Origin of the sequence: Xanthobacter cornucopiae, assembly GCF_043195065.2 — a bacterium.
Taxonomy (GTDB): domain Bacteria; phylum Pseudomonadota; class Alphaproteobacteria; order Rhizobiales; family Xanthobacteraceae; genus Xanthobacter.
The window spans coordinates 4,175,689-4,195,757 of sequence record NZ_CM195531.1; the positions used below are offsets into that span (position 1 = coordinate 4,175,689).

The following is a 20,069-nucleotide window of genomic DNA, read 5'->3' on the forward strand; positions in this document are numbered from 1 at the left end:
GCGCCGGGGCCCGCGGCCGCAGGGCGCGCGTCCTCAGGACAGGGCGACGTTGACGGTGCTTTCGGTCAGCTCCTGGCCGAAGCAGCGCTGGAAGAACTCGGCCACCAGCGGCCGTTCCAGCTCGTCGCACTTGTTGAGGAAGGTGACCCGGAGGGCGAACGCGATGTCCTTGAAGATGTCCGCGTTTTCGGCCCAGGTGATGACCGTGCGCGGGCTCATCACGGTGGAGAGGTCGCCGTTGATGAAGGCCTGGCGGGTGAGGTCGGCGAGGCGCACCATGCGGTTGACGGTGTCGCGGCCCTCCGGGTTCTGGAAGTGCTTGGCCTTGGCCAGCACGATATCCACTTCCTTGTCGTGGGCGAGGTAGTTCAGCGAGGTCACGATGGACCAGCGGTCCATCTGCGCCTGGTTGATCTGCTGGGTGCCGTGGTAGAGGCCGGTGGTGTCGCCGAGGCCGATGGTGTTGGCGGTGGCGAACAGGCGGAACGCGGGGTGGGGGCGGATGACCCGGCTCTGGTCGAGCAGGGTGAGGCGGCCGGAGGATTCCAGCACCCGCTGGATGACGAACATCACGTCCGGCCGGCCGGCGTCATATTCGTCGAATACCAAGGCGATGTTGTTCTGGTAGGCCCAGGGCAGGATGCCGTCGCGGAACTCGGTGACCTGGAGCCCGTCCTTGACGACGATGGCGTCTTTGCCGATCAGGTCGATGCGGGAAATATGGCTGTCGAGGTTGATGCGCACGCACGGCCAGTTGAGCCGCGCCGCCACCTGCTCGATATGGGTGGACTTGCCGGTTCCGTGGTATCCGGTAACCATCACCCGCCGGTTGCGCGAGAAGCCGGCGAGGATGGCGAGGGTGGTCGGCCGGTCGAACAGGTAGTCGGGGTCGAGGTCGGGGACGTGCTCGTCGGGCTCGGAATAGGCCGGCACTTCCATGTCGACATCAATGCCGAAGGTCTGGCGCACCGAGACTTTTATGTCCGGGGTGGGGCTCAGGGTTTCGGTGCCGCTCATAAGTCCTCCGTGGGCGAAAAGGGGGCGGATTCTGTGCGCCCGTCGCGTCTGAATGGCTGCCCGGCGGGCGCGGTGCCAGCCGGCCCGCGGGCAACGTGAAAAAGGGTCCCGGCCGGCCCGGGGTCAGCAGAAACCCGCCTGCTTGAGGTTGGCATAGGCCTGGATCACCGAGCGCAACCGGTCCTCCGACGAGCGATCGCCGCCGTTGGCGTCCGGGTGGTGCAGCTTCACCAGGGCCTTGTAGCGGGCCTTGATCTCGTCCGCGCCGGCCGACATCTCAAGGCCCATGATTTCCAGCGCCCGCCGCTCGGTGGTGCGGATCACGCGGCCGTCCGGTTCCTCGCGGTCGGCGCGGAAGGTGCGCCCCATCTCGGAGGCGAAGCCGAACGGATCGCGCATCCCCGCGTCGGCGCGGGTGTGGCGCTCGCCGCCGGTCTCCCCGGCGCCCTTGCTGCCCATGCGCCAGGTGGGGCGGTGGCCGGTGAGCGCGTCCTTCTGGTAGGCCGAGACGGCGTCGTCGGTCATTCCCGAGAAGTAATTGTAGGATTGGTTATATGCCTTCACGTGGTCGAGGCAGTAGTTCCAGTACTGCCCTTCCAGGTGCCGGCCCTTCGGCGCGCGGTGAGTCGCCGGCGCGCGGCATCCCGCCCACTGGCAGCAGCCGTCCTGGGGCTGGCGCGAGCGGTCCTCGTCGGGTTTCACGCGGATGCGGTCGAAGAGGGGGGAGTTGAGCTTCATGGTGCGTCGATTATGAGCGCCGCGCCGGAGCGCGGCAAGAAAGGTGGGGCAAGAAAGGTCAAGGAGTAAGGTCAGGGAGTAAGGTCAGGCAGAAACGCGGTCGGAGGGCGGCGGAGCACGCAGGACAGAACGGCCGCCCCGAGTGGACGCGCCGGCCGCTCCGGGAAGGATAGGCGGGTCGGCATAACGCTTATATAATGGCCGCCGGCCGGTGCGCCATCGCGGTGCCGGCCTGTTCGATCCTTCCTTTTCAGATCCTGGTTTCATCATGTCACAGACCTCCCTTTCCGCTATTCGCGAGACCCTTCAGGCGGGTCTTTCCCCCCTGGTGCTGGACCTTGAGGACGAGAGCCACAAGCACGCCGGCCACATGGGCGTCAGCCACGACCACAAGGGGGCCCATCGCCAGGATGGCGGCGTCACCCATGTGAAGGTGCGGGTGGTGGCGGCCGAGTTCGCCGGCAAGAGCCGGGTTGAGCGGCACCGCATCGTGAACACCCTGTTGCGGGGCGAGATCGACAAGGGCCTGCACGCCCTCTCCATCGACGCCAAGGCGCCCGGCGAGTGAGGCCGGCGCCCGCGCCCGGTTGCGGCGCCCACCGCCCCGGTCACCCCCGGGAGGCGCGCCCATTCCAGGTGTGCCCGCACGAGGTGTGCCCATTCGAGGTGTGCCGCCGATGACCGCCGCCGATCCGCGCGCGCCGGACAGCGCCGGCGAAGGGGCCCTGGTGCTGTTTTCCGGCGGCCAGGATTCCACCACCTGCCTCGCCTATGCCCTCGACCGCTTCGCGCGGGTGGAGACGGTGGGCTTCGCCTATGGCCAGCGCCATGCGGTGGAGCTGGAGTGCCGGCCGCGCCTGCGCGCCGCGCTCTGCGGGCTCGATCCCGGCTGGGGCGAGCGGCTGGGGCCGGACCACACGGTGAGCCTCGACGCCCTCGGCCAGATTTCCGATACCGCCCTGACCCGCGACGTCTCCATCGCCATGGCGGCGGACGGCCTGCCCAACACCTTCGTGCCGGGGCGCAATCTCATCTTTCTCGCCTTCGCGGCGGCGCTGGCCTATCGGCGGGGGCTCCGGCACATCGTCGGCGGCATGTGCGAAACCGATTTCTCCGGCTACCCCGACTGTCGCGACGACACGGTGAAGGCCATGCAGGTGGCGCTGAACCTGGGCATGGAGTCGCGCTTCGTGCTGCACACGCCGCTGATGTGGATCGACAAGGCCGAGACCTGGCGCCTCGCCGAGACCCTGGGCGGGCCGGCATTGGTGGCGGTGATCCAGGAGGAGACCCACACCTGCTACCTGGGTGAGCGTGGCGCCCGGCAGGACTGGGGCTATGGCTGCGGCGTCTGCCCGGCCTGCCGGCTGCGGGCGGATGGCTATGCGCGCTATCGCGCCTCGGCCGGTGCGCCGGCGCAGGACTGAGGAGATGGGGATGGGTGCGCTCTTGCGTTCTTCCACCGGTGTCGCGCTGGGCGCGGCGATGGCCGGCTGGCTTGCCGTGGCGCCGGCCGCCGGCGCCAGCTTCGATTGCGCCACCGCCGGCGCCGCCGACGAGAAGGCGGTGTGCGCGAGCTGCGCGCTTGAACAGCTCGATGTGAAGATGAGCACCCTTTATGGGGTGATCACCAAGCTGGTCGCCATGGGCCAGCGCGGCGCCATCCAGGAGGCCCAGCGCGCATGGCTGGCGCGCCGCGCTTTGTGCGGCACCGACGCGAGCTGTCTCGACCAGGCCTACCGCGCCCGCATCGGCGAGCTTGAGACGGAGCTTGCCAGCGTCTATTCCCGCGGGCCGTTCTGATCCCCGTCCACCCCTGACCCGGCGCGCCACCCTGGCGCGCCCGCCGAGCCCCGCATGACCCTGTCCGCCCTGCCGTCCCGCTTCCAGTCCGTCGACACCTGGGTGTTCGATCTCGACAACACCCTTTACAGCGCCGATCACGACCTGTGGCCGCAGATCGACGCGCGCATGAAGGCCTATATCTCCGACCTGCTGGGCATTGCCCCCGACGACGCCTTCCGGCTGCAGAAGGATTATTATCGCCGCTACGGCACCTCGCTGCGCGGGCTGATGATCGAGCATCAGATGGACCCCGAGGCGTTCCTGGCGCACGTCCACGACATCGACCTGTCCGGCCTCGCGCCCACGCCGCGCCTGGGCCGGGCCATCGACGCGTTGCCGGGCCGCAAGATCGTTTATACCAACGGGTCGGAGGGGCACGCCCGCAACGTGCTGGAAAAGCTCGGCATCGACGACCGTTTCAGCGCGGTGCACGACATCGTCGCGGCGCAGTTCCAGCCCAAGCCCACCGAGGCGGCCTATCGCCTGTTCCTCGACGCCCATGGCGTGGCGCCCGAGCGCGCCGCCATGTTCGAGGACCTCGCCCGCAATCTGGAGGTGCCCCACCGGCTGGGCATGGCGACGGTGCTGGTGGTGGCGCCGGGCCAGCCGCCGGACGCGCGCCCGGCCGGCGCTCCGGGGGGCGGCCACGGCGCCCGCGAGGCGTGGGAGCTGGAAGGGCGCGAGGCGGCGCACGTCGACCGGGTGACCGATGACCTGCCCGGGTTCCTGGAGGCACTCGCCTGAGTCTTGGAGATGTCACATCGTGCGTCCTGGGGTTGCCGGGCGCAGTCTTGAAAGATTTCACGTGTGCAGGCGCGAGGAGCAGGCTAGGCTTGATGGCGTTGGGTACCGCCGTCCGCAGGGGCGGGGGCCGGCGCGTTGCTCGCGAGAGGTGTTCCGGGGGATGAAAGCAGATCGTTTCGCGTGGCTCGATCTGGTCTTTACTCCGCTGCTCGCGGTCGAGCCCGATGGCCTGACCGTTCGCCGGGCCAATGCCCAGGCCGCCGGCCTGTTCGGGCGCGACCCGCGCGGGTGCGACCTGAGCGAGCTGATCGGCGCCTACGCCGCCGGCCGCGTGCGCGGCCTGCTCCTCGGCGACGATCACGACACCGAGGAGATGGTGCTGTATTGCCGCACCCCCATCGGCCTCGCCACCCTCGGCTTCAAGGCCGCCCAGCTGCCGGACGGGCTCGGCTCTGTGGTGACGCTGCGCGACCATGGCACCCGCGGCCCGGCGCCCGGGCGGGGGGGCTCCACCACCCGGGTGGTGGATTTCGCCACCATGCTGGAGGACATCGTCCGCTCGCTGCCGGTGGGCGTGGAAATCTACGACGGCAACATGCGCGAATTGTTCTGCAACGCCATGTCCGACCATCTGCTCGGCTATCCCTACCAGGGCGCCGCGCCGCACCATGACGACTGGTGGGAGCGGGGGTTCCCCGACGACGCGGTGCGGGCCCAGGTGATCGCCGACTGGCACGAGCGCATCGAGCGGGTGCGGGCCGATCCCCACGCGGTGGAGAAGGTGGAGTGGGAGGTGCTGTGCCGCGATGGGCAGACGCGCATCATCCAGTTCCGCTTCCGCTTCATCGGCGATACCTACATCGTCGTGTATTGGGACGTGTCGGAGCGGCGGCGGCTGGAGGAAGAGCTGCGCCACCTCGCCGTCACCGACGAACTGACCGGCCTGTGCAACCGCCGGCGCTTCTTCGAGGAGGCGGACCGGGCGTTCCGCATCGCCGTCGCCACCAGCTCGGATCTGGCGGTGCTGATGCTCGACCTCGATCATTTCAAGTCGATCAACGACAATTTCGGCCATGCCGCCGGCGATGCCGTGCTGCGCGAGGTGGCGGAGCGCTGCCGCACCGCGCTGCGGGCTCGCGACGTGGTGGCGCGCATGGGCGGCGAGGAATTCGCGGTGCTGCTGCCCAACACCGATTCCGCCGGGGCCCTGCTGGTGGCGCAGAACCTGCTCTCCGCCATTTCCGCCCGCCAGGTGAGCGCAGGGGGCACCGACCTGGACGTGCGGGCGAGCGTCGGCGTTGCGTCCATGCTGAATGGAGACCGCAGCATCGAGGCCATCATCGAGCGCTCCGATCGCGCCCTCTATGCCGCCAAGGGCTCCGGCCGCAATCGCGTGGTGATGCTGCCGGAGCCGCCGTGGGCGGTGGAGGAGTGCGACGGGGCGGTCTATGACTGACGCGCCGCGCATCCGCCCGCTCGCCGCCGCCGAGGTGGAGGAGGCGGTGGAATGGGCCGCCCGCGAGGGTTGGAATCCCGGTCTCGCGGACGCGCCGGCCTTCCTGGCCCAGGACCCCGAGGGCTTCCTCGGCCTGTTCGTGGACGGCGCCCTGGCGGTCACCCTGTCGGTGGTGCGCTATGCCGGCGGGTTCGCGTTCGCGGGCTTCTACATCTGCCGGCCGGACCTGCGCGGGCGGGGGCTGGGGCTCGCCTTGTGGCGGGCGGGTCTGGTGCGGCAGTCCGGCGGCACGGTGGGGCTCGACGGGGTGGTGGCGCAGCAGGCCAATTATGCCGCCTCGGGCTTCGTGCTCGCTCATCGCAACATCCGCTACGGCGGGCGCGCCCGCCTCGCCGCCGCGCCCGACACGCGGGTGCGGGCCCTGGCGCCGGAGCTGGACGCCGCCGTCCAGGCCTACGACACGGCGCATTTCGGTGTCGCGCGCCCGGCCTTCCTGGCGCGCTGGCTGGCGCCGCCTGGCGGCGCGGTGCGGGTGCTGGTGGTGGACGGGGCGGTGGCTGGTTACGGCGTGGCGCGCCGTTGCCGCGTCGGCGTCAAGGTCGGCCCGCTGTTCGCCGACACGCCGGAGGGGGCCCGGGCGCTGTTCGCCGCCCTGGCGGCGGCGGCCGGCGATGTTCCCATCTTTCTCGACGCGCCCGAGCCCAACGCGGCCGCGCGGGCGCTGGCGGAGACCGCCGGCCTCGCGCCGGTGTTCGAGACGGCGCGGATGTACAAGGGGCCGGCGCCCCGCCTGCCCCTGTCCCGGACCTTCGGCATCACCAGCTTCGAACTGGGCTGAGACCAAGCGCCCGCGCGGTGCTCGACCGGACTTGACCGGCGTCGGTCGAAGGTCCGGGCCGATGACGCGCGTTGCGACATTTTGGCCGGCCGCGCGCGGGACGTGAGCGTCGCGAAGGACAAAATGTCCATGTGTGCACCGATGTGCGCCACGCGATGCCTTGAGTCTCCGGGGATTTGTCCGGCCACCGGTCCTGGCCTCCCGCTTGCTATCCCATCTGGCCCCGTCGCCGCGCGGCGCGGCACAACAAGAAGATGCCTGGAGGAAGCATGTCCGTCTCGACCCTCGCCCCACCCCCGTTCCTGAGCCGGGAGCGCACCGTGGCCGGCGCCGGCTTCAACCGCTGGCTGGTGCCGCCGGCGGCGCTGGCCATTCACCTGTGCATCGGCATGGCCTATGGCTTCAGCGTGTTCTGGCTGCCGCTGTCGCGCGCCGTGGGCATCACCGCCCCGGTCGCCTGCCCGGCCGACATGAGCTTCATCGCCGGCCTGTTCGCCACCTCCTGCGACTGGCAGATCTCCCAGCTGGGTTGGATGTACACCCTGTTCTTCGTGCTGCTGGGGTCCTCGGCGGCGGTGTGGGGCGGCTGGCTGGAGCATGCCGGTCCGCGCAAGGCGGGCCTCGTCTCGGCCTTCTGCTGGTGCGGCGGCCTGGTGATCTCGGCGCTGGGCGTCTACTGGCACCAGATCTGGATGCTGTGGCTCGGTTCCGGCGTCATTGGCGGCATCGGGCTGGGGCTCGGCTACATCTCGCCGGTGTCCACCCTCATCAAGTGGTTCCCGGACCGGCGCGGCATGGCCACCGGCATGGCCATCATGGGCTTCGGCGGTGGCGCCATGATCGGCGCGCCGCTCGCCAACATGCTGATGCAGCATTTCGCCACCCCGACCTCGGTGGGCGTGTGGCAGACCTTCCTGGCCATGGCCGCCATCTATTTCGTGTTCATGGTCTGTGGCGCGCTGGGCTACCGGGTGCCGCGCGAGGGCTGGAAGCCCGCGGGCTGGACCGCGCCCGCCACCAGCGCCAATGCCATGGTCACCCATCGCCATGTGCATCTGAACGTGGCCTGGAAGACGCCCCAGTTCTGGCTGTTGTGGGCGGTGCTGTGCCTCAACGTTTCGGCCGGCATCGGCGTCATCGGCATGGCTTCGCCCATGCTGCAGGAAGTGTTCGGCGGCCGGTTGATCGGGCTCGACCTCACCTTCTCCCAGCTCGACGCCACCCAGAAGGCGCAGATTGCCGCCATCGCCGCTGGCTTCACCGGCCTCTTGTCCCTGTGCAACATCGGCGGGCGGTTCGGCTGGGCCTCCTTCTCCGACCGGCTCGGGCGCAAGATGACCTACGCCATCTTCTTCGTGCTGGGCTTCGCGCTCTATGCGCTGGTGCCCACCACCGCCCACATGGGCTCGGTGGTGCTGTTCGTGCTCGCCTTCTGCATCATCCTGTCCATGTATGGCGGCGGCTTCGCCACCATTCCCGCGTATCTCGCCGACATCTTCGGCACCCACATGGTGGGCGCCATCCATGGCCGGCTGCTCACCGCCTGGGCCACCGCCGGCGTGCTCGGCCCGGTGCTGGTGAACTATCTGCGCGAATACCAGATCGCTTCCGGCATCCCGCGCGAGGCTGCCTACGACCAGACCATGTACATCCTGGCGGGCCTGCTGGTGGCGGGCTTCGTGGCCAACCTGCTGGTCAAGCCGGTGGCTGAGCACCTCTATATGACCGATGACGAGCTGCGGAAGGCCGGCAAGCTCGCCGCGCAGAAGAAGGAAGAGGAAGTCCACGCCGACTTCGAGGATTTCGAGGAAGAGGCGAAGGACGGCGTGGCCAGCACCGGCCGCACCTCCACCCCGGCGGCGGCGGGGGCAACTCCGCTCGCTCTGGTGGCGGTGGCGTGGGTCGCGGTGGGGGTGCCGCTGCTGTGGGGCGTGTGGATCACCCTGCAAAAGGCGGTGATCCTGTTCCACTGAGCCCCACGCACCCTGGAACCGCCGGCCGGGCCCCGTGCCCGGCCGTGCCGTTGTGTCAGCGTCGCGCGACGGCATTTGATTGCCGTCGCGATTTGAGCGATTGATAGGCCTGATGACGAACGGGCCGGAGGGCGTGGGTTTCCCGCCGAAGAAGCCGCGTCGGCATCGGGGAGGAAGCTGGGCGCGTGGCGCCGGGCTTCGGGGATCGCCCCTGCCGCGTCGGCGGCGCGGGCCCGGGAACTGCGGCCGACCAGATGACCATGAGCAGCGCCGCTCCGGTGGAGCTTTCCGCCGACAGCACCTTCAGCCCGTATCTCGCCGAATCCGCGGTGCTGGTGGTGGACGACGAGCCCGGCATGCGCAATTTCCTCACCCGCATGCTGCAGACCCGCTGCCGCCACGTGGCGGAGGCGGCGGACGTGGCGAGCGCGGCGCGGCTGCTGGAAGCCACCCCGTTCGACCTCATCATCCTCGACAACATCATGGCCGGGCGCACCGGCCTCGACTGGCTGAAGGACCTGCGCGCCACCGGCTTCTACCGGGAAGTGATCCTCATCACCGCCTTCGCCGACCTGGAAACCGCCATTGAGGCGTTGCGCGCCGGGGCGGCGGACTTCGTGCTGAAGCCGTTCCGCTCCAACCAGATCCTCAACGCCATCGCCCGCTGCCTGGAACGGGCGCGCCTCAGCCGCGAGAACTTCGTGCTGCGGCGCGAGCTGGGCACTCTGCCGCGCGCCGCGAGCGGCCCCTCGCCGCTGGTGGGCGCCTCGGCCTCCATCGGCGCCGTGCGCGACATGGTGGCCCGGGTCGCGCCCATGCCCACCACCGTGCTGGTGACCGGGGAGAGCGGCACCGGCAAGGAGGTGACCGCCCGTGCCCTTCACACCGCTTCGCCCCGGGCCCGCAAGCCGTTCGTGCCGGTGAACTGCGCCGCCATCGCCCCGGAGATCATCGAGAGCGAGCTGTTCGGCCATCTCAAGGGCGCCTTCACCGGCGCCGCCTCCTCCCGCGAGGGGCTGTTCTTCTACGCCCAGGGCGGCACCCTGTTCCTCGACGAGGTGGGAGAGCTGCCGCCCGGCCTCCAGGCCAAGTTGCTGCGGGTGATCGAGGACAAGAAGGTGCGCCCGGTGGGGGCCGAGCGCGAGATCCCCGTGGATGTGCGGCTGGTGGCCGCCACCAATTGCGACCTCAAGGAAATGGTCGCCTCCGGCCGGTTCCGGCAGGATCTCTATTACCGTCTCAACGTGGTGAATATCCATCTCGCCCCCTTGCGGGAGCGGGCGGCGGACGTGGCGCCGCTGGCGCGCCTGTTCATGGACGAGCTGTCCGGCGGGCTTGGCGTGCCGCCGCTGGAGCTGACTCCCGGGGTGCTGCGCCAGCTCGCCCGCTACCCCTGGCCCGGCAATGTGCGCGAGCTGCGCAACGTGATCGAGCGCGCCCTCATCCTCGGCGACTTCCCCCGCGACGTCGTGCCGGCCGAGGATGGCGCGGCGGAAGAGGCCCATTCCCAGGCCCTGGAGGCGGTGGAGAAGCATCATATGCTGAAGGTGCTCTCCGAAGCCGGCGGCAACCGCTCCGAGGCCGCCCGCCGCCTCGGCGTCTCGCGCAAGACCCTGGATCGCAAGCTGAAGGCTTGGCACGGTTGAGTGTGGCACGGTTGAGTTTGGCATGGTCGAGCCGGGAGCGGCGGCCCTGGTCACGATGGAATGCGGCAGGGATGAAACGGGCGGGGTGGGCATTCCATGGCTGAACCCGGCAGCGACGAACCGGCGGGCAGGCGCGCCTCGGGGGTGATGGGCCGGCTCGGCTCGGTGCGCATGCGGCTGCTGGCCATCGCGCTCCTGCCGACCCTCATCATCCTGCCGGTGGTGCTGCTGGTGGTGGTGGGCTGGTGGACGCGGCAGTTCGACCGCCTGCTCATTTCCAAGGTGCAGGGGGACCTGACCATCGCCCGCCAGTATCTCGACCGGCTGATGGAGCGCTCCGACGAGACGCTGCACGCCCTGGGTGATTCGGTCGCGTTCGAGACGGTGGCCGAGGGCGGCGACGCGGGCGCCCTCGACGCTTTCCTCGCGGCCCGCCGCAAGGCGATGGGGCTCGACTTCCTCTATGTGCTCGATGCCGGCGGCGCCCTGGTCGCGGCCTCGCCGCCCGGCGCGCGGCCGGACGGGGCGGGGGTCGCCGCCTCCCCGGTGGTGGCGCGGGCGCTGCACGGGGAGGCCGGCTCCGGCATCGACGTCGTGGGGCCGCAGGCCCTGGCCCGGCTCGCGCCCGAGCTGGAGGCGCGGGCGCGGGTGGACCTGGTGCCCACGCCGGGCGCCGTGCCCACCGACCGGACCGCGGAGGGACGCGGCATGGTGGTGCAATCGGCGGTGCCGGTGCGGCTGTCCGGCGACCGGGCCGGGGTGCTGGTGGGCGGGGTGCTGCTCAACCGCAACCTCGACTTCATCGACACCATCAACGACCTGGTCTACGGCCGCGGCGCCCTGCCGGCGGGCAGCGAGGGCACCGCCACGCTGTTCCTGGACGACGTGCGGGTCTCCACCAACGTGCGCCTGTTCGAGGACAAGCGGGCGCTGGGCACGCGGGTGTCGGGGGAGGTGCGCGCGGCGGTGTTGGGCGAGGGCCGGGTGTGGCTCGACCGCGCCTTCGTGGTGAACGACTGGTACATCTCGGCCTATGAGCCGATCCTGAGTTCCGCCGGCGAGCGGGTGGGCATGCTCTATGTGGGCTTCCTGGAGGCGCCGTTCCTGGCGTTGAAACGCACCATCCTGATCGCGGTGGGGGTCGGCTTCGCGCTGGTGGCGGCGGTGACCATCCCCATTCTGCTGCGCTGGGCGGCGGCCATCTTCCGGCCGCTGGAGGCCATGAACGTCACCATCTCCCGGGTGGAGGCGGGCGACCTGTCGGCCCGCACCGGCCTGCCCGGCCAGACCGACGAGATCGGCCGCCTTGCTCACCATCTCGATGCCATGCTCGACCTGTTGCGCCAGCGTGACGCCCAGCTGCGGCAGTGGGCCGATGCGCTCGACGCCCGCGTGGCCGCCCGCACCCGCGAGCTGGAGGCCGCCAACGCCGAATTGGCGGCCGCCCAGCGCCAGCTGGTGATGAGCGGCAAGCTCGCCGCCATCGGCGAGATCACCGCCGGCATCGCCCATGAGATCAACAATCCGGTGGCCGTCATCCAGGGCAACCTGGACGTGGCGCGCGAGCTGCTGGGGGTGGCGGCGCGGCCGGTGCGCACCGAGTTCAACCTCATCGACCAGCAGGTGCACCGCATCAACATCATCGTTTCCAAGCTGCTCCAGTTCGCCCGCCCGGGCGAGTTCGCCGGCGGCTGCGACCCGGTGCCGCCGGCCGAGGTGATCGGCGACAGCCTGCTGCTGGTCCAGCACCTGCTGTCCCGCGCCGACATTCGCCTGGAGCGCCGCGAGGCGGCCACCCGGCTGGTCTTCATGAACCGGGTGGAACTGCAACAGGTGCTTATCAACCTGATGGTGAATGCCGTCCACGCCATGCCGGCAGGCGGGGTCCTGGCCGTGGAGAGCCGCGACGCGGCGCGCGGCGGGCGGGCCGGCGTCATGCTCACCGTGCGCGACAGCGGCCTTGGCATTCCCGCCGCCCATCTGGCGCGGGTGTTCGACCCCTTCTTCACCACCAAGGGCCAGGGCGGCACCGGGCTCGGCCTGTCCATCAGCTATACGCTGGTGGAGCGGGCCGGCGGCAGCATGGAGGTGGACAGCACCGAGGGCGCGGGCAGCGCCTTCGCCGTGTGGCTGCCGCAAGCGCCCGAGGCGGCATGAGCCTGCGGCCGCCCGGCCATCTTGAGAACGCCAAAGTGCTGCCTTAGCTCCCGGTGGCGACGAGGGAGATGCTCTTGACCTATGGATTGATCGGCGGCACCGGGCTGGGCCTGATGCTGGGCGGGCCGCTCGGGGCTCTGGTCGGCGCTCTGGCCGGCCATGTGCTGGACCGCCTCCTTCTGGCGCCGGCGCCAAAGCCCGCCGCCTTCTCGGTGGCGCTGATCGCCCTGTCGGCCAAGATGGCCAAGGCCGACGGCGTGGTGGTGCCGGCGGAGGTCAAGGCGTTCCAGGAGGTGTTCGACATTCCGCCCGAGGATTTCGCCGCCGTCTCCCGGCTCTACAACCTCGCAAAGGTCGATGTCGCCGGCTTCGACGCCTACGCCCGCCAGGTGGCCGAGCTCTTCGCCGATGACCCCGATACCCGCGAAGACCTGATCGACGCCCTGTTCCATGTGGCCAAGGCCGACCACGCCCTGCACCCGCGCGAGCTGGCCTTCCTCGCCGAGGTGGGGCGCATCCTGGGTTTCACCGGCGCCGCCTATGACCGGATCGAGGCCCGACACGTGCACCGGCCCGGCGACCCCTATGCCGTGCTCGACCTGTCGCCGGAGGCCTCCGACGCCGAGGTGAAGCAGCGCTGGCGTGCCCTGGTGGCCAGCCATCATCCCGATCGCATCATCGGGCGCGGCCTGCCGCCGGCGGCGGTGAAGCTGGCCAATGACCGGGTGGCGGCGCTCAACGCCGCCTATGGCCGCATCGCCGAACTGAGGGATTTCCGGTGAGCGACGCCCTCCCCTTCATCCCCGACAGCCCCCTGGTGTCGGGCCTCGCCCCCTCGCCCAATTTCGGCGACCGGCGCGCGCCCATCGACATGCTGGTGCTGCATTATACCGGCATGGAGACCGCGGAGGCGGCGGTGGCGCTGCTGCGCAGCCCGGCGGCCGAGGTGTCCTGCCACTATGTGGTGGGCGAGGACGGCGGCATCCTGCAACTGGTGGCGGAGGACCGGCGCGCCTGGCACGCGGGGCGTTCCGCCTGGGAGGGGATCACCGACACCAACTCCCGCTCCATCGGCATCGAGATCGTCAACGGCGGCCATTCCTTCGGCCTGCCGCCCTATCCTCGGGCGCAGGTGGCGGCGGTGACGGCGCTCGCCGCTGACATCCTCGCCCGCCACCCCATCCGCGCCGACCGGGTGCTGGCCCATTCGGACGTGGCGCCGGCGCGCAAGGACGATCCGGGCGAGCATTTTCCCTGGGAGGAACTGCACCGGGCCGGGGTCGGCCACCTGGTGCCGGAGGCGCCGGTGACCGGCGGGCGCTTCCTGATGCCGGGCGACGGCGGGCCGCCGGTGGAGGCGCTGCAGGCGCTGCTGGCGCTCTATGGCTATGACGTGGCGGTGAGCGGAAGCTACGACCCGGCGACGGAGCGGGTCGTGACCGCGTTCCAGCGCCATTTCCGGCGCGCGCGAGTGGACGGGGTGGCGGACGCGTCCACCATCACCACCCTGCACCGGCTGGTGTCGACCCGGCCGGGGGTGGCCTGATCCCCGCCCGGGGTGGTGCCCGGCGCGACGTTGGCGCGACGGCCTCGGGACCGTCGCGCGCGGGGAGAGGCGCGGGGGCGGCGCCTCAGGCGATGCCGATGCGCAGCAGGTCGTGCACGTGCAGCACGCCCACCGGCTTCAGGTCCTGGGCCACAAGCAGGGCGGTGATCTGCTGGGCGTTCATGATCTGCAGCGCCTCGGAGGCGAGCTGGTCCGGGCGCACGGTCTTGGGCGCCGGGGTCATCACCGCGTCCACGGTCTGCACAATCAGGTCGTTGGTCATGTGGCGGCGCAGGTCGCCGTCAGTGACGATCCCCACCAGCCGGTCGTCGGCATCGAGCACGCCGACGCAGCCCAGCCCCTTGCCGCTCATCTCCACCAGGGCTGCGCCCATCAGGGTGCCGCTCTTCACCAGCGGCAGGGCATCGCCGCCGCGCATCACGTCGCGCACGAACGACAGGCTGGCGCCCAGCTTGCCGCCGGGGTGGAACTGGCGGAACTGCAGGGCGGTGAAGCCACGCCCTTCCAGCAGCGCCACAGCGATGGCATCGCCCAGGGCCAGCAGCATGACGGTGGAGGTGGTGGGGGCAAGGCCCAGCGGGCAGGCTTCCGCCGCCACCGGCACGTCCAGCAGCACCGAGGCCATGCGGCCGAGGGTGCTGTCGCCATTGGAGGTGAACGCGATGAGCTGCGCGCCGAAGCGGCGCGAATAGTTCACCAGGTCGCGCAGCTCCACGGTCTCGCCGGACCAGGACAGGGCGATGATGACGTCGTCGGCGGTGATCATGCCGAGGTCGCCGTGGCTGGCCTCGCCGGGGTGCACGTAATAAGCGGGGGTGCCGGTGGAGGCGAGGGTGGCGGCGATCTTGCGGGCGACGTGCCCGCTCTTGCCCATGCCGGTGACCACGACGCGCCCGCGCGCGTTGCGGATGGTGCTGACCGCCTGCTCGAAGGCGGGGGCCAGACGGCCCTTCAGGGCCTCGATCAGCGCCTGCAGGCCGTTGCGTTCCGCCTCGACGGTGGCGAGGGCGGAGATGACGGCCGCGGGCCGAGGGGCCTGCGCGACAGGATCGCGGCCAGTGGTTTTCTTGGATGGGATCATGCTTGCCTCATAGCACCAATTCGGGCCTGCCGGAATGCTGCGATGCAACGCAGCCGTGCAATGCGCCGATGGACCCTGCCACATGGTGAACCAATGATGTGCGCCCCCGCAGCCGCGACTGGTTCGCCGGCACGATAGCACAGGGCGCGGGTGTGTTGGGCGCGCGGTCGCCGCAGGCGGGCGGTCAGGCGCCGTATTTTTCCAGGAAGGCCTCGACCGCCAGGGCGCGGAAGTCGCAAAGCGCGGCGTGCAGGGCGTCATGGCTCCAGTTCCACCAGGCCAGCGCCTGCAGCCGTTCGGCGATGTCCGGCGCAAAGCGCCACTTCACCACCCGGGCCGGCACGCCGGCGACGATGGCATAGGCCGGCACGTCCTTGGTGACCACCGCCCCGGCCGCCACCACCGCGCCGGTGCCGACGCTGCGCCCGGCCAGGACGATGGCGCCATGCCCGATCCAGACGTCATGGCCAAGGGTCAGCCGGTGGGCTCGCCGCCAGGCGAAGAAGTCCGCCTCGTCGGCTTCGCCCGGGAAATAAGCGGAAGCGCGGTAGGTGAAATGGGCCTGGGTGGCCCGCCAGGTGGGATGATTGCCCGGATTGAGCCGCGTCATGGCGGCGATGGAACAGAACTTGCCGATGCTGGCGGAGGCGATGTCGGAATCGTTCACCACATAGGAATAGTCGCCCATCTCCACGTCGAGCAGCTTGGTCCGGGCGCCGACCTCGGTGTAGCGGCCGAGGCGGGACTCGCGCACCTGCGCGGTGGGGTCGATGAGCGGGGCAAGGCCGAGCTGGCTCATGGCCGCCCTCCGGCGCCGAGGGCGATGCGCCGCGCCAGGCGGAACCGCGCGCCCGGCTCCGCCTGGACGTACAGGCCGACGTCGGCGACCGGAAGCGGCGCGTCGGCGCCGCTGGCCGCATAGGCGGCAGCGAGGGCATTGAGCGCGTGCGGACGCCGGGCGTCGTCGAGGGGGCCGGTGAGTGTCATGTGGAAGCGGAAGTCCTCGCACACGTAAGGATAGCCGTAGCGCTCCAGGTGGTCGCGCTGGCGCGCCGAGAGGCGATCGGGCTGGCGCCGGGCGATCTCGGCGGCGTCGAGCGGCGCCCGCGCCGGCTCCAGGTCGAGCACCGCGCAGCGGGCGATGTCCTCCAGGGTCGGCACCGGCACCGGCGGCACCAGGGCGATGAAGGGTCCGATCGCCCGCACCACCAGCGGCGGCAGCTCGAACGGATGATGCTCGGCCGCGAAGGCGGCGAGGAGCGCGTCGAGGGTGGCCGGGGTGCAGCCGGGCTTGAGCCGGAACGGCGCCTTGAGGGTGCCGTGGAAACCGTAGCGCCGCGGTTCGGCGGTCAGCGTCCGCCAGTCGCCGGGATCGAAGCCGGGGATGTCGGGCGCCGGCAGGTCGGCGCCGGTCTGCGCATCATAGCCGAGCATGGCCGAGCCGAACCGCCACAGGGCGCTGTCGGCGGCGGGCGCGAGATAAAGGGCGTAGCGGTGCGCCATGGCGGGTCTCAGCCCTGCAGGAAGGGATTATGCGCGCGCTCGTCGCCGATGCTGGTCAGCGCCCCGTGTCCCGGCAGGCAGACCACAGCATTGCCCAGCGGCAGCAGCTTCTCGACGATGGCGGAGATGAGCTGGGCGTGGTCGCCATAGGGAAAGTCGGTGCGGCCCACCGAGCCGCGGAACAGGGTGTCGCCGACGATGGCGATGTTTTCCGATTTCAGCACGTAGACCAGATGGCCGGGGGTGTGGCCGGGCACGTGCAGGATGTCCACGGCGAGTTCGCCGATGCGCAGCGCGTCGCCCTCGTCGAGGTAGCGGTCCGGGGTGATCGCGCGGCCGCCGCCCTCGAAGCCATACTTGGTGGCCATGGCGGGCAGGCCGTCCAGCAGGAACTGGTCGGCGGCGTGCGGCCCCTCCACCGGCACCTTCAGTGCCTCGGCCAGTTCGGCGGCGCCCGAGGCGTGGTCCACATGGCCATGGGTGAGCAGGATCTTCTCGATGGTGGCGCCGCTCTCGGCGATGGCGGCGCGGATGCGCTCCACATCGCCGCCGGGATCGATCACCGCCCCCTTCATGGTCCGGGTGCACCAGACGATGGAGCAGTTCTGCGCGAACGGGGTGACGGGCACGATGGCGATCTGGACGGGCTGCATGTGGTCTCCGCTGCCGCCGCGCGGCGCTGGCGTTCCGAGGGGTCTTGAACCGGCCTTCAGGGGGCGATGGCGCGGGCGAGGTCGGTGAGGCGCCGCACCAGCGCCGAATCGGGGTCCGCGAGGGGTTCGAGGACGGTGAAATGGTTGGCCTGGGGCGCCTCCGCGTAGCGCGTGGTGGCGCCCTGGGTGGCCCAGATGTCGGCGAGGCTGCGGCTCTGGCGCAGGAATTCACGGCTTTCAGCGGTGCCCACGACCGCGTCGAAGATGCGGCCGGGCGGCACGGTCCAGGCCGAGGGCGACAGCCGCCGGGCCTCTTCCGGGGTGAGGCGCAGCGCCGCGTTCAACGGCGTCGAAACCAGCGGCTCCACGTCATAGACGCCGGACAGGCCGATGCCGGCCGGCACCAGATCGGACGGCGCGCCGGGGGATTGCTCGCGCCAGGGCGTGCACAGCAGGGCGGCGGCGAGGTGCGCTCCCGCCGAATGGCCGCAGGCCACCACCCGCCGGCCCACCAGCCGGGCCAGGCACAAAGCGGCGGCGCGCGCCTGGCCGAGGATCGCGGCCAGCGGCACGTCCGGCGTCAGGTCGTAGCCGGCCACCGCCACCGCCACCTGGTGCTGAAGGCAACCCCTGGCGACGAAGGAGGCATTGCGCGGATGGCCATGCTGCCAGTAGCCGCCGTGGAAGAACAGCACCACCGGCGCCTGCCGGGAGGCGTCCGGCCACAGGATGTCGAGGATCTGCCGGGGCGAGGGGCCGTAGGGCACGCCGAGATCGGCGGCCGCCACGTCGGCCCGCATCGCCGCCGACCGGCGGACCCAGCCGTCCAGGATGGCGGGATATTCGGGAACCCGGGCCCGGTTGTCGTATTCGACCGCGAGATCCAAACTGCCCTCCGCTGGGGTCGCTGCCATGCCGACCCTGGCCGCTCGACCCTGGCCGCTCGACCGTCGCCGCTCAATCGTGATCGCCGTGCGAGCGGCGGATGCGCCGCACCACCCCCCAGACCGCCAGCACCGAGAGCGGCACCGAAACCGCGGTGACCAGCCCCACGTCCAGGTGCAGGCCGAGGGCGCCGGCGATCCCGCTTTCGTGCAGCCCTTCGGCGAGGTGCTGGATCAGGCTCACCACATAATAAGAAATGGCGGCCACCGAAAGGCCTTCCACCGTCCGTTGCAGGCGCAGCTGGAGGCGGGTGCGGTCGTTCATGGAGGCGAGCAGGTCGCGGTTCTGCTGCTCCAGTTCCACGTCCACCCGGGTGCGCAGCAGGTCGGCGGCATTGGCGAGCTTGCGGGCGATCTTCTCCTGGCGCTCCTCGACCGAAAAGCAGGTGCGCATGGCCGGGGCCATGCGGCGGTCGAGGAACTGCTGCCAGGTGGGAAAGCCCGGCACCGCCACCTCGCGGATGGTGGCGAGGCGCAGCTTCACGATTTCCATGTAGGCCCGGCTGGCGCCGAAGCGGAACAGTGAGCCCATGGCCGCCGCCTCCAGCTCGGCGGCCAGCGCCACCAGCTCGTCGAGCAGCTTGTTGTTGGCCGACAGCCCCTCCGACCGGGTCATGGCGGTGGCCGCCTCGGCCAGGCGCCCCTCGATCTTGGCGATGGCCGGGGCGAGCCGCTGCGCCTCCGGCAGGCCCAGCAGGGCGAGGGTGCGATAGGTTTCGATCTCCAGCAGCCGCTGGACCAGGGCGCCCGCCGCGTCCGGCCCCAGGCCCCGGTCGCGCACCAGGATGCGCACGAAGCCGGAGGGGTCGGCCAGGAAGTCGGTGGCGATCTCGCCCAGGCCGTCGTTGACGTCGGCGCGGGCCAGGCTGGCGCGGTCGAACACCTTGTCGAGGAACAGGTCCTCCGCCGTGTCGTGGACCAGATGCAGGTCCACCGCCACCAGCAGCGGCCCCGGCTGCGGCATCTCGCCGAAGGGGGTGGCGAGGGTGGCCGCCGCCGGCTGGAACGGCAGCATGCCCGGCAGCACGCCGGGGGAGGGCAGGTCCCAGGTGTAGGTGCTGAATTCGGCGTGGCTCTCCCAGCGCAGGTCGGCGCCGCCGAACGAGACATGGTGGTGCTTGGCGCCGGCCGCCGGTGCCGGCAGCCCGCGCGAGGTGCACAGGGTGGCCAAAGCGTCGCGGTCTTTCCGGGCGCCGCCGGCATCCAGCAGGAAAGCGGCATGCAGCACCCGTCGCGGGGTCTGCGCCGGCACGAACGGCCGGGCATGCAGCTCGCGCAGCACGGCAGCGCGCAGCGGATGGGCGGTCAGGGCGCGGCCCTCGCCGATGATGAGATCCGCCTCAGCCATGACTGTGCACCGGTGTCCGCATGTCGCCTGCCTCCCCTTCGCCTTTCGTACGGTGCTGGCACGGCGGGGCACGGGGATCAAGCGGCGGCGGCTGGCCACATTCGTCGCACGGGGGGGCAACGGCGCGGGCGACACCCGGAGCCGGGCCGGGCAAGTGGAGCTTGCGCGGGCACAAGGGAACTCGCGCGCGGCGGCGGTGCGTCGCCGCGCGCGGATTCAGCACTGGCGCCGGCCCGGCCATGGCCGGGGGCACCGGGCCCTCAGCGGCAGACGCGCACCGGGCCGAACGGGCTCGGCCGCCACCAGCAGTGGGGTCCGTACCAGCCACCGTAATAGACCCCGTTGGGGCGGCAGCCGCCCCAGGGGCCGCGATGCCAGCCCCAGCCGCAGCCCTGCGCCACCGGCACCACCGGTGCTTCGGGCGTGGCGGCGGCGCGGCCGGCCGCGGGAGCCGCCAGCGGCGACAGCGGCAGGGCCTGGGCCCCGGCGGCGCCGGCGAGAAGGGCGCCGGCGACCAGCGCCGGCGCGAGCAGTGTCCTGATCATGACGGGTCCTCCCG

At 71.1% G+C, this 20,069-nt stretch carries 20 protein-coding genes; 11 read left to right on the forward strand and 9 right to left on the reverse strand.

Annotated elements, in window-relative coordinates; all coding sequences use genetic code 11:
• Positions 1 to 33: 33 nt before the first annotated feature.
• Both cobS and V5F53_RS18385 read right to left on the reverse strand, forming a co-directional pair.
• A complete protein-coding gene (gene cobS / locus V5F53_RS18380) occupies positions 34 to 1,017 on the reverse strand; it encodes a cobaltochelatase subunit CobS (protein ID WP_393998475.1) in 984 nt (327 codons plus the stop codon).
• A 123-nt stretch (positions 1,018 to 1,140) separates the two neighbouring features.
• The gene (locus V5F53_RS18385; RefSeq protein WP_393998476.1) at positions 1,141 to 1,755 is read right to left on the reverse strand and encodes a J domain-containing protein; all 615 of its coding nucleotides are present in this window, start codon (positions 1,753 to 1,755) and stop codon (positions 1,141 to 1,143) included.
• A gap of 268 nt (positions 1,756 to 2,023) precedes the next feature.
• Here V5F53_RS18385 and V5F53_RS18390 point away from each other — a divergent pair, with 268 nt between their 5' ends.
• The 11 genes from V5F53_RS18390 (at position 2,024) to V5F53_RS18440 (ending at position 13,960) form a co-directional block, all read left to right on the forward strand.
• The gene (locus tag V5F53_RS18390; RefSeq protein ID WP_393998477.1) at positions 2,024 to 2,323 is read left to right on the forward strand and encodes a BolA family protein; all 300 of its coding nucleotides are present in this window, start codon (positions 2,024 to 2,026) and stop codon (positions 2,321 to 2,323) included.
• Between the two features lie 109 nt (positions 2,324 to 2,432).
• Positions 2,433 to 3,182: a 7-cyano-7-deazaguanine synthase QueC gene (gene queC / locus V5F53_RS18395; protein ID WP_393998478.1), complete on the forward strand. Its 750-nt coding sequence runs from the start codon at positions 2,433 to 2,435 to the stop codon at positions 3,180 to 3,182.
• Positions 3,183 to 3,192: 10 nt separating this feature from the next.
• The gene (locus V5F53_RS18400) at positions 3,193 to 3,558 is read left to right on the forward strand and encodes a lysozyme inhibitor LprI family protein (protein WP_393998479.1); all 366 of its coding nucleotides are present in this window, start codon (positions 3,193 to 3,195) and stop codon (positions 3,556 to 3,558) included.
• 54 nt (positions 3,559 to 3,612) lie between these two features.
• Complete coding sequence (locus tag V5F53_RS18405) at positions 3,613 to 4,344, forward strand: pyrimidine 5'-nucleotidase (protein ID WP_393998480.1); 732 nt, start codon at positions 3,613 to 3,615, stop codon at positions 4,342 to 4,344.
• A gap of 160 nt (positions 4,345 to 4,504) precedes the next feature.
• Positions 4,505 to 5,800: a GGDEF domain-containing protein gene (locus V5F53_RS18410; protein ID WP_393998481.1), complete on the forward strand. Its 1,296-nt coding sequence runs from the start codon at positions 4,505 to 4,507 to the stop codon at positions 5,798 to 5,800.
• Complete coding sequence (locus tag V5F53_RS18415) at positions 5,793 to 6,638, forward strand: GNAT family N-acetyltransferase (RefSeq protein ID WP_393998482.1); 846 nt, start codon at positions 5,793 to 5,795, stop codon at positions 6,636 to 6,638. The genes V5F53_RS18410 and V5F53_RS18415 overlap by 8 nt, the downstream gene beginning before the upstream one ends.
• A gap of 269 nt (positions 6,639 to 6,907) precedes the next feature.
• Positions 6,908 to 8,611 carry an OFA family MFS transporter gene (locus V5F53_RS18420; protein ID WP_393998483.1) on the forward strand — a complete coding sequence of 568 codons (1,704 nt, stop codon included), beginning with the start codon at positions 6,908 to 6,910 and terminating at the stop codon, positions 8,609 to 8,611.
• A 260-nt stretch (positions 8,612 to 8,871) separates the two neighbouring features.
• The gene (locus tag V5F53_RS18425; protein WP_393998484.1) at positions 8,872 to 10,257 is read left to right on the forward strand and encodes a sigma-54-dependent transcriptional regulator; all 1,386 of its coding nucleotides are present in this window, start codon (positions 8,872 to 8,874) and stop codon (positions 10,255 to 10,257) included.
• Between the two features lie 96 nt (positions 10,258 to 10,353).
• Complete coding sequence (locus V5F53_RS18430; RefSeq protein ID WP_393998485.1) at positions 10,354 to 12,414, forward strand: sensor histidine kinase; 2,061 nt, start codon at positions 10,354 to 10,356, stop codon at positions 12,412 to 12,414.
• 74 nt (positions 12,415 to 12,488) lie between these two features.
• Complete coding sequence (locus V5F53_RS18435; protein WP_393998486.1) at positions 12,489 to 13,196, forward strand: TerB family tellurite resistance protein; 708 nt, start codon at positions 12,489 to 12,491, stop codon at positions 13,194 to 13,196.
• Positions 13,193 to 13,960 (forward strand): N-acetylmuramoyl-L-alanine amidase, encoded by a 768-nt coding sequence (locus V5F53_RS18440; protein WP_393998487.1) that lies wholly within the window; start codon positions 13,193 to 13,195, stop codon positions 13,958 to 13,960. Before V5F53_RS18435 ends, V5F53_RS18440 begins: the two co-directional genes overlap by 4 nt.
• A gap of 85 nt (positions 13,961 to 14,045) precedes the next feature.
• Here V5F53_RS18440 and V5F53_RS18445 read toward each other — a convergent pair whose 3' ends face one another.
• From V5F53_RS18445 to V5F53_RS18475, 7 genes are all read right to left on the reverse strand, one after another.
• Positions 14,046 to 15,062 carry a KpsF/GutQ family sugar-phosphate isomerase gene (locus V5F53_RS18445; protein WP_393998488.1) on the reverse strand — a complete coding sequence of 339 codons (1,017 nt, stop codon included), beginning with the start codon at positions 15,060 to 15,062 and terminating at the stop codon, positions 14,046 to 14,048.
• A 184-nt stretch (positions 15,063 to 15,246) separates the two neighbouring features.
• Positions 15,247 to 15,861, reverse strand: a complete 615-nt coding sequence (locus tag V5F53_RS18450) for an LbetaH domain-containing protein (RefSeq protein WP_393998489.1) — start codon at positions 15,859 to 15,861, stop codon at positions 15,247 to 15,249.
• Entirely contained in the window at positions 15,858 to 16,565 is a 708-nt protein-coding gene (locus V5F53_RS18455) for a DUF1045 domain-containing protein (RefSeq protein WP_393998490.1), read from the reverse strand. Before V5F53_RS18455 ends, V5F53_RS18450 begins: the two co-directional genes overlap by 4 nt.
• 8 nt (positions 16,566 to 16,573) lie before the next feature.
• Complete coding sequence (locus V5F53_RS18460; RefSeq protein ID WP_393998491.1) at positions 16,574 to 17,218, reverse strand: MBL fold metallo-hydrolase; 645 nt, start codon at positions 17,216 to 17,218, stop codon at positions 16,574 to 16,576.
• Between the two features lie 56 nt (positions 17,219 to 17,274).
• Positions 17,275 to 18,105 carry an alpha/beta hydrolase gene (locus V5F53_RS18465; RefSeq protein WP_393998492.1) on the reverse strand — a complete coding sequence of 277 codons (831 nt, stop codon included), beginning with the start codon at positions 18,103 to 18,105 and terminating at the stop codon, positions 17,275 to 17,277.
• Between the two features lie 70 nt (positions 18,106 to 18,175).
• Positions 18,176 to 19,510 (reverse strand): DUF3422 family protein, encoded by a 1,335-nt coding sequence (locus tag V5F53_RS18470; RefSeq protein WP_393998493.1) that lies wholly within the window; start codon positions 19,508 to 19,510, stop codon positions 18,176 to 18,178.
• 260 nt (positions 19,511 to 19,770) lie between these two features.
• Positions 19,771 to 20,055, reverse strand: coding sequence for a GCG_CRPN prefix-to-repeats domain-containing protein (locus V5F53_RS18475; protein WP_393998494.1), 285 nt, complete (start codon positions 20,053 to 20,055; stop codon positions 19,771 to 19,773).
• Positions 20,056 to 20,069 lie beyond the last annotated feature (14 nt).

Bases quoted from the DNA above. Each gene is read 5' to 3' on its own strand.
- V5F53_RS18425 (WP_393998484.1), top strand. From the start codon at position 8,872: ATGAGCAGCGCCGCTCCGGTGGAGCTTTCCGCCGACAGCACCTTCAGC.
- V5F53_RS18420 (WP_393998483.1), top strand. From the start codon at position 6,908: ATGTCCGTCTCGACCCTCGCCCCACCCCCGTTCCTGAGCCGGGAGCGC.
- V5F53_RS18385 (WP_393998476.1), bottom strand. From the start codon at position 1,755: ATGAAGCTCAACTCCCCCCTCTTCGACCGCATCCGCGTGAAACCCGAC.
- V5F53_RS18430 (WP_393998485.1), top strand. From the start codon at position 10,354: ATGGCTGAACCCGGCAGCGACGAACCGGCGGGCAGGCGCGCCTCGGGG.
- V5F53_RS18405 (WP_393998480.1), top strand. From the start codon at position 3,613: ATGACCCTGTCCGCCCTGCCGTCCCGCTTCCAGTCCGTCGACACCTGG.
- V5F53_RS18415 (WP_393998482.1), top strand. From the start codon at position 5,793: ATGACTGACGCGCCGCGCATCCGCCCGCTCGCCGCCGCCGAGGTGGAG.
- V5F53_RS18475 (WP_393998494.1), bottom strand. From the start codon at position 20,055: ATGATCAGGACACTGCTCGCGCCGGCGCTGGTCGCCGGCGCCCTTCTC.
- V5F53_RS18460 (WP_393998491.1), bottom strand. From the start codon at position 17,218: ATGCAGCCCGTCCAGATCGCCATCGTGCCCGTCACCCCGTTCGCGCAG.
- cobS (WP_393998475.1), bottom strand. From the start codon at position 1,017: ATGAGCGGCACCGAAACCCTGAGCCCCACCCCGGACATAAAAGTCTCG.
- V5F53_RS18400 (WP_393998479.1), top strand. From the start codon at position 3,193: ATGGGTGCGCTCTTGCGTTCTTCCACCGGTGTCGCGCTGGGCGCGGCG.
- V5F53_RS18450 (WP_393998489.1), bottom strand. From the start codon at position 15,861: ATGAGCCAGCTCGGCCTTGCCCCGCTCATCGACCCCACCGCGCAGGTG.
- V5F53_RS18445 (WP_393998488.1), bottom strand. From the start codon at position 15,062: ATGATCCCATCCAAGAAAACCACTGGCCGCGATCCTGTCGCGCAGGCC.
- V5F53_RS18390 (WP_393998477.1), top strand. From the start codon at position 2,024: ATGTCACAGACCTCCCTTTCCGCTATTCGCGAGACCCTTCAGGCGGGT.
- V5F53_RS18455 (WP_393998490.1), bottom strand. From the start codon at position 16,565: ATGGCGCACCGCTACGCCCTTTATCTCGCGCCCGCCGCCGACAGCGCC.
- V5F53_RS18410 (WP_393998481.1), top strand. From the start codon at position 4,505: ATGAAAGCAGATCGTTTCGCGTGGCTCGATCTGGTCTTTACTCCGCTG.
- V5F53_RS18470 (WP_393998493.1), bottom strand. From the start codon at position 19,510: ATGGCTGAGGCGGATCTCATCATCGGCGAGGGCCGCGCCCTGACCGCC.
- queC (WP_393998478.1), top strand. From the start codon at position 2,433: ATGACCGCCGCCGATCCGCGCGCGCCGGACAGCGCCGGCGAAGGGGCC.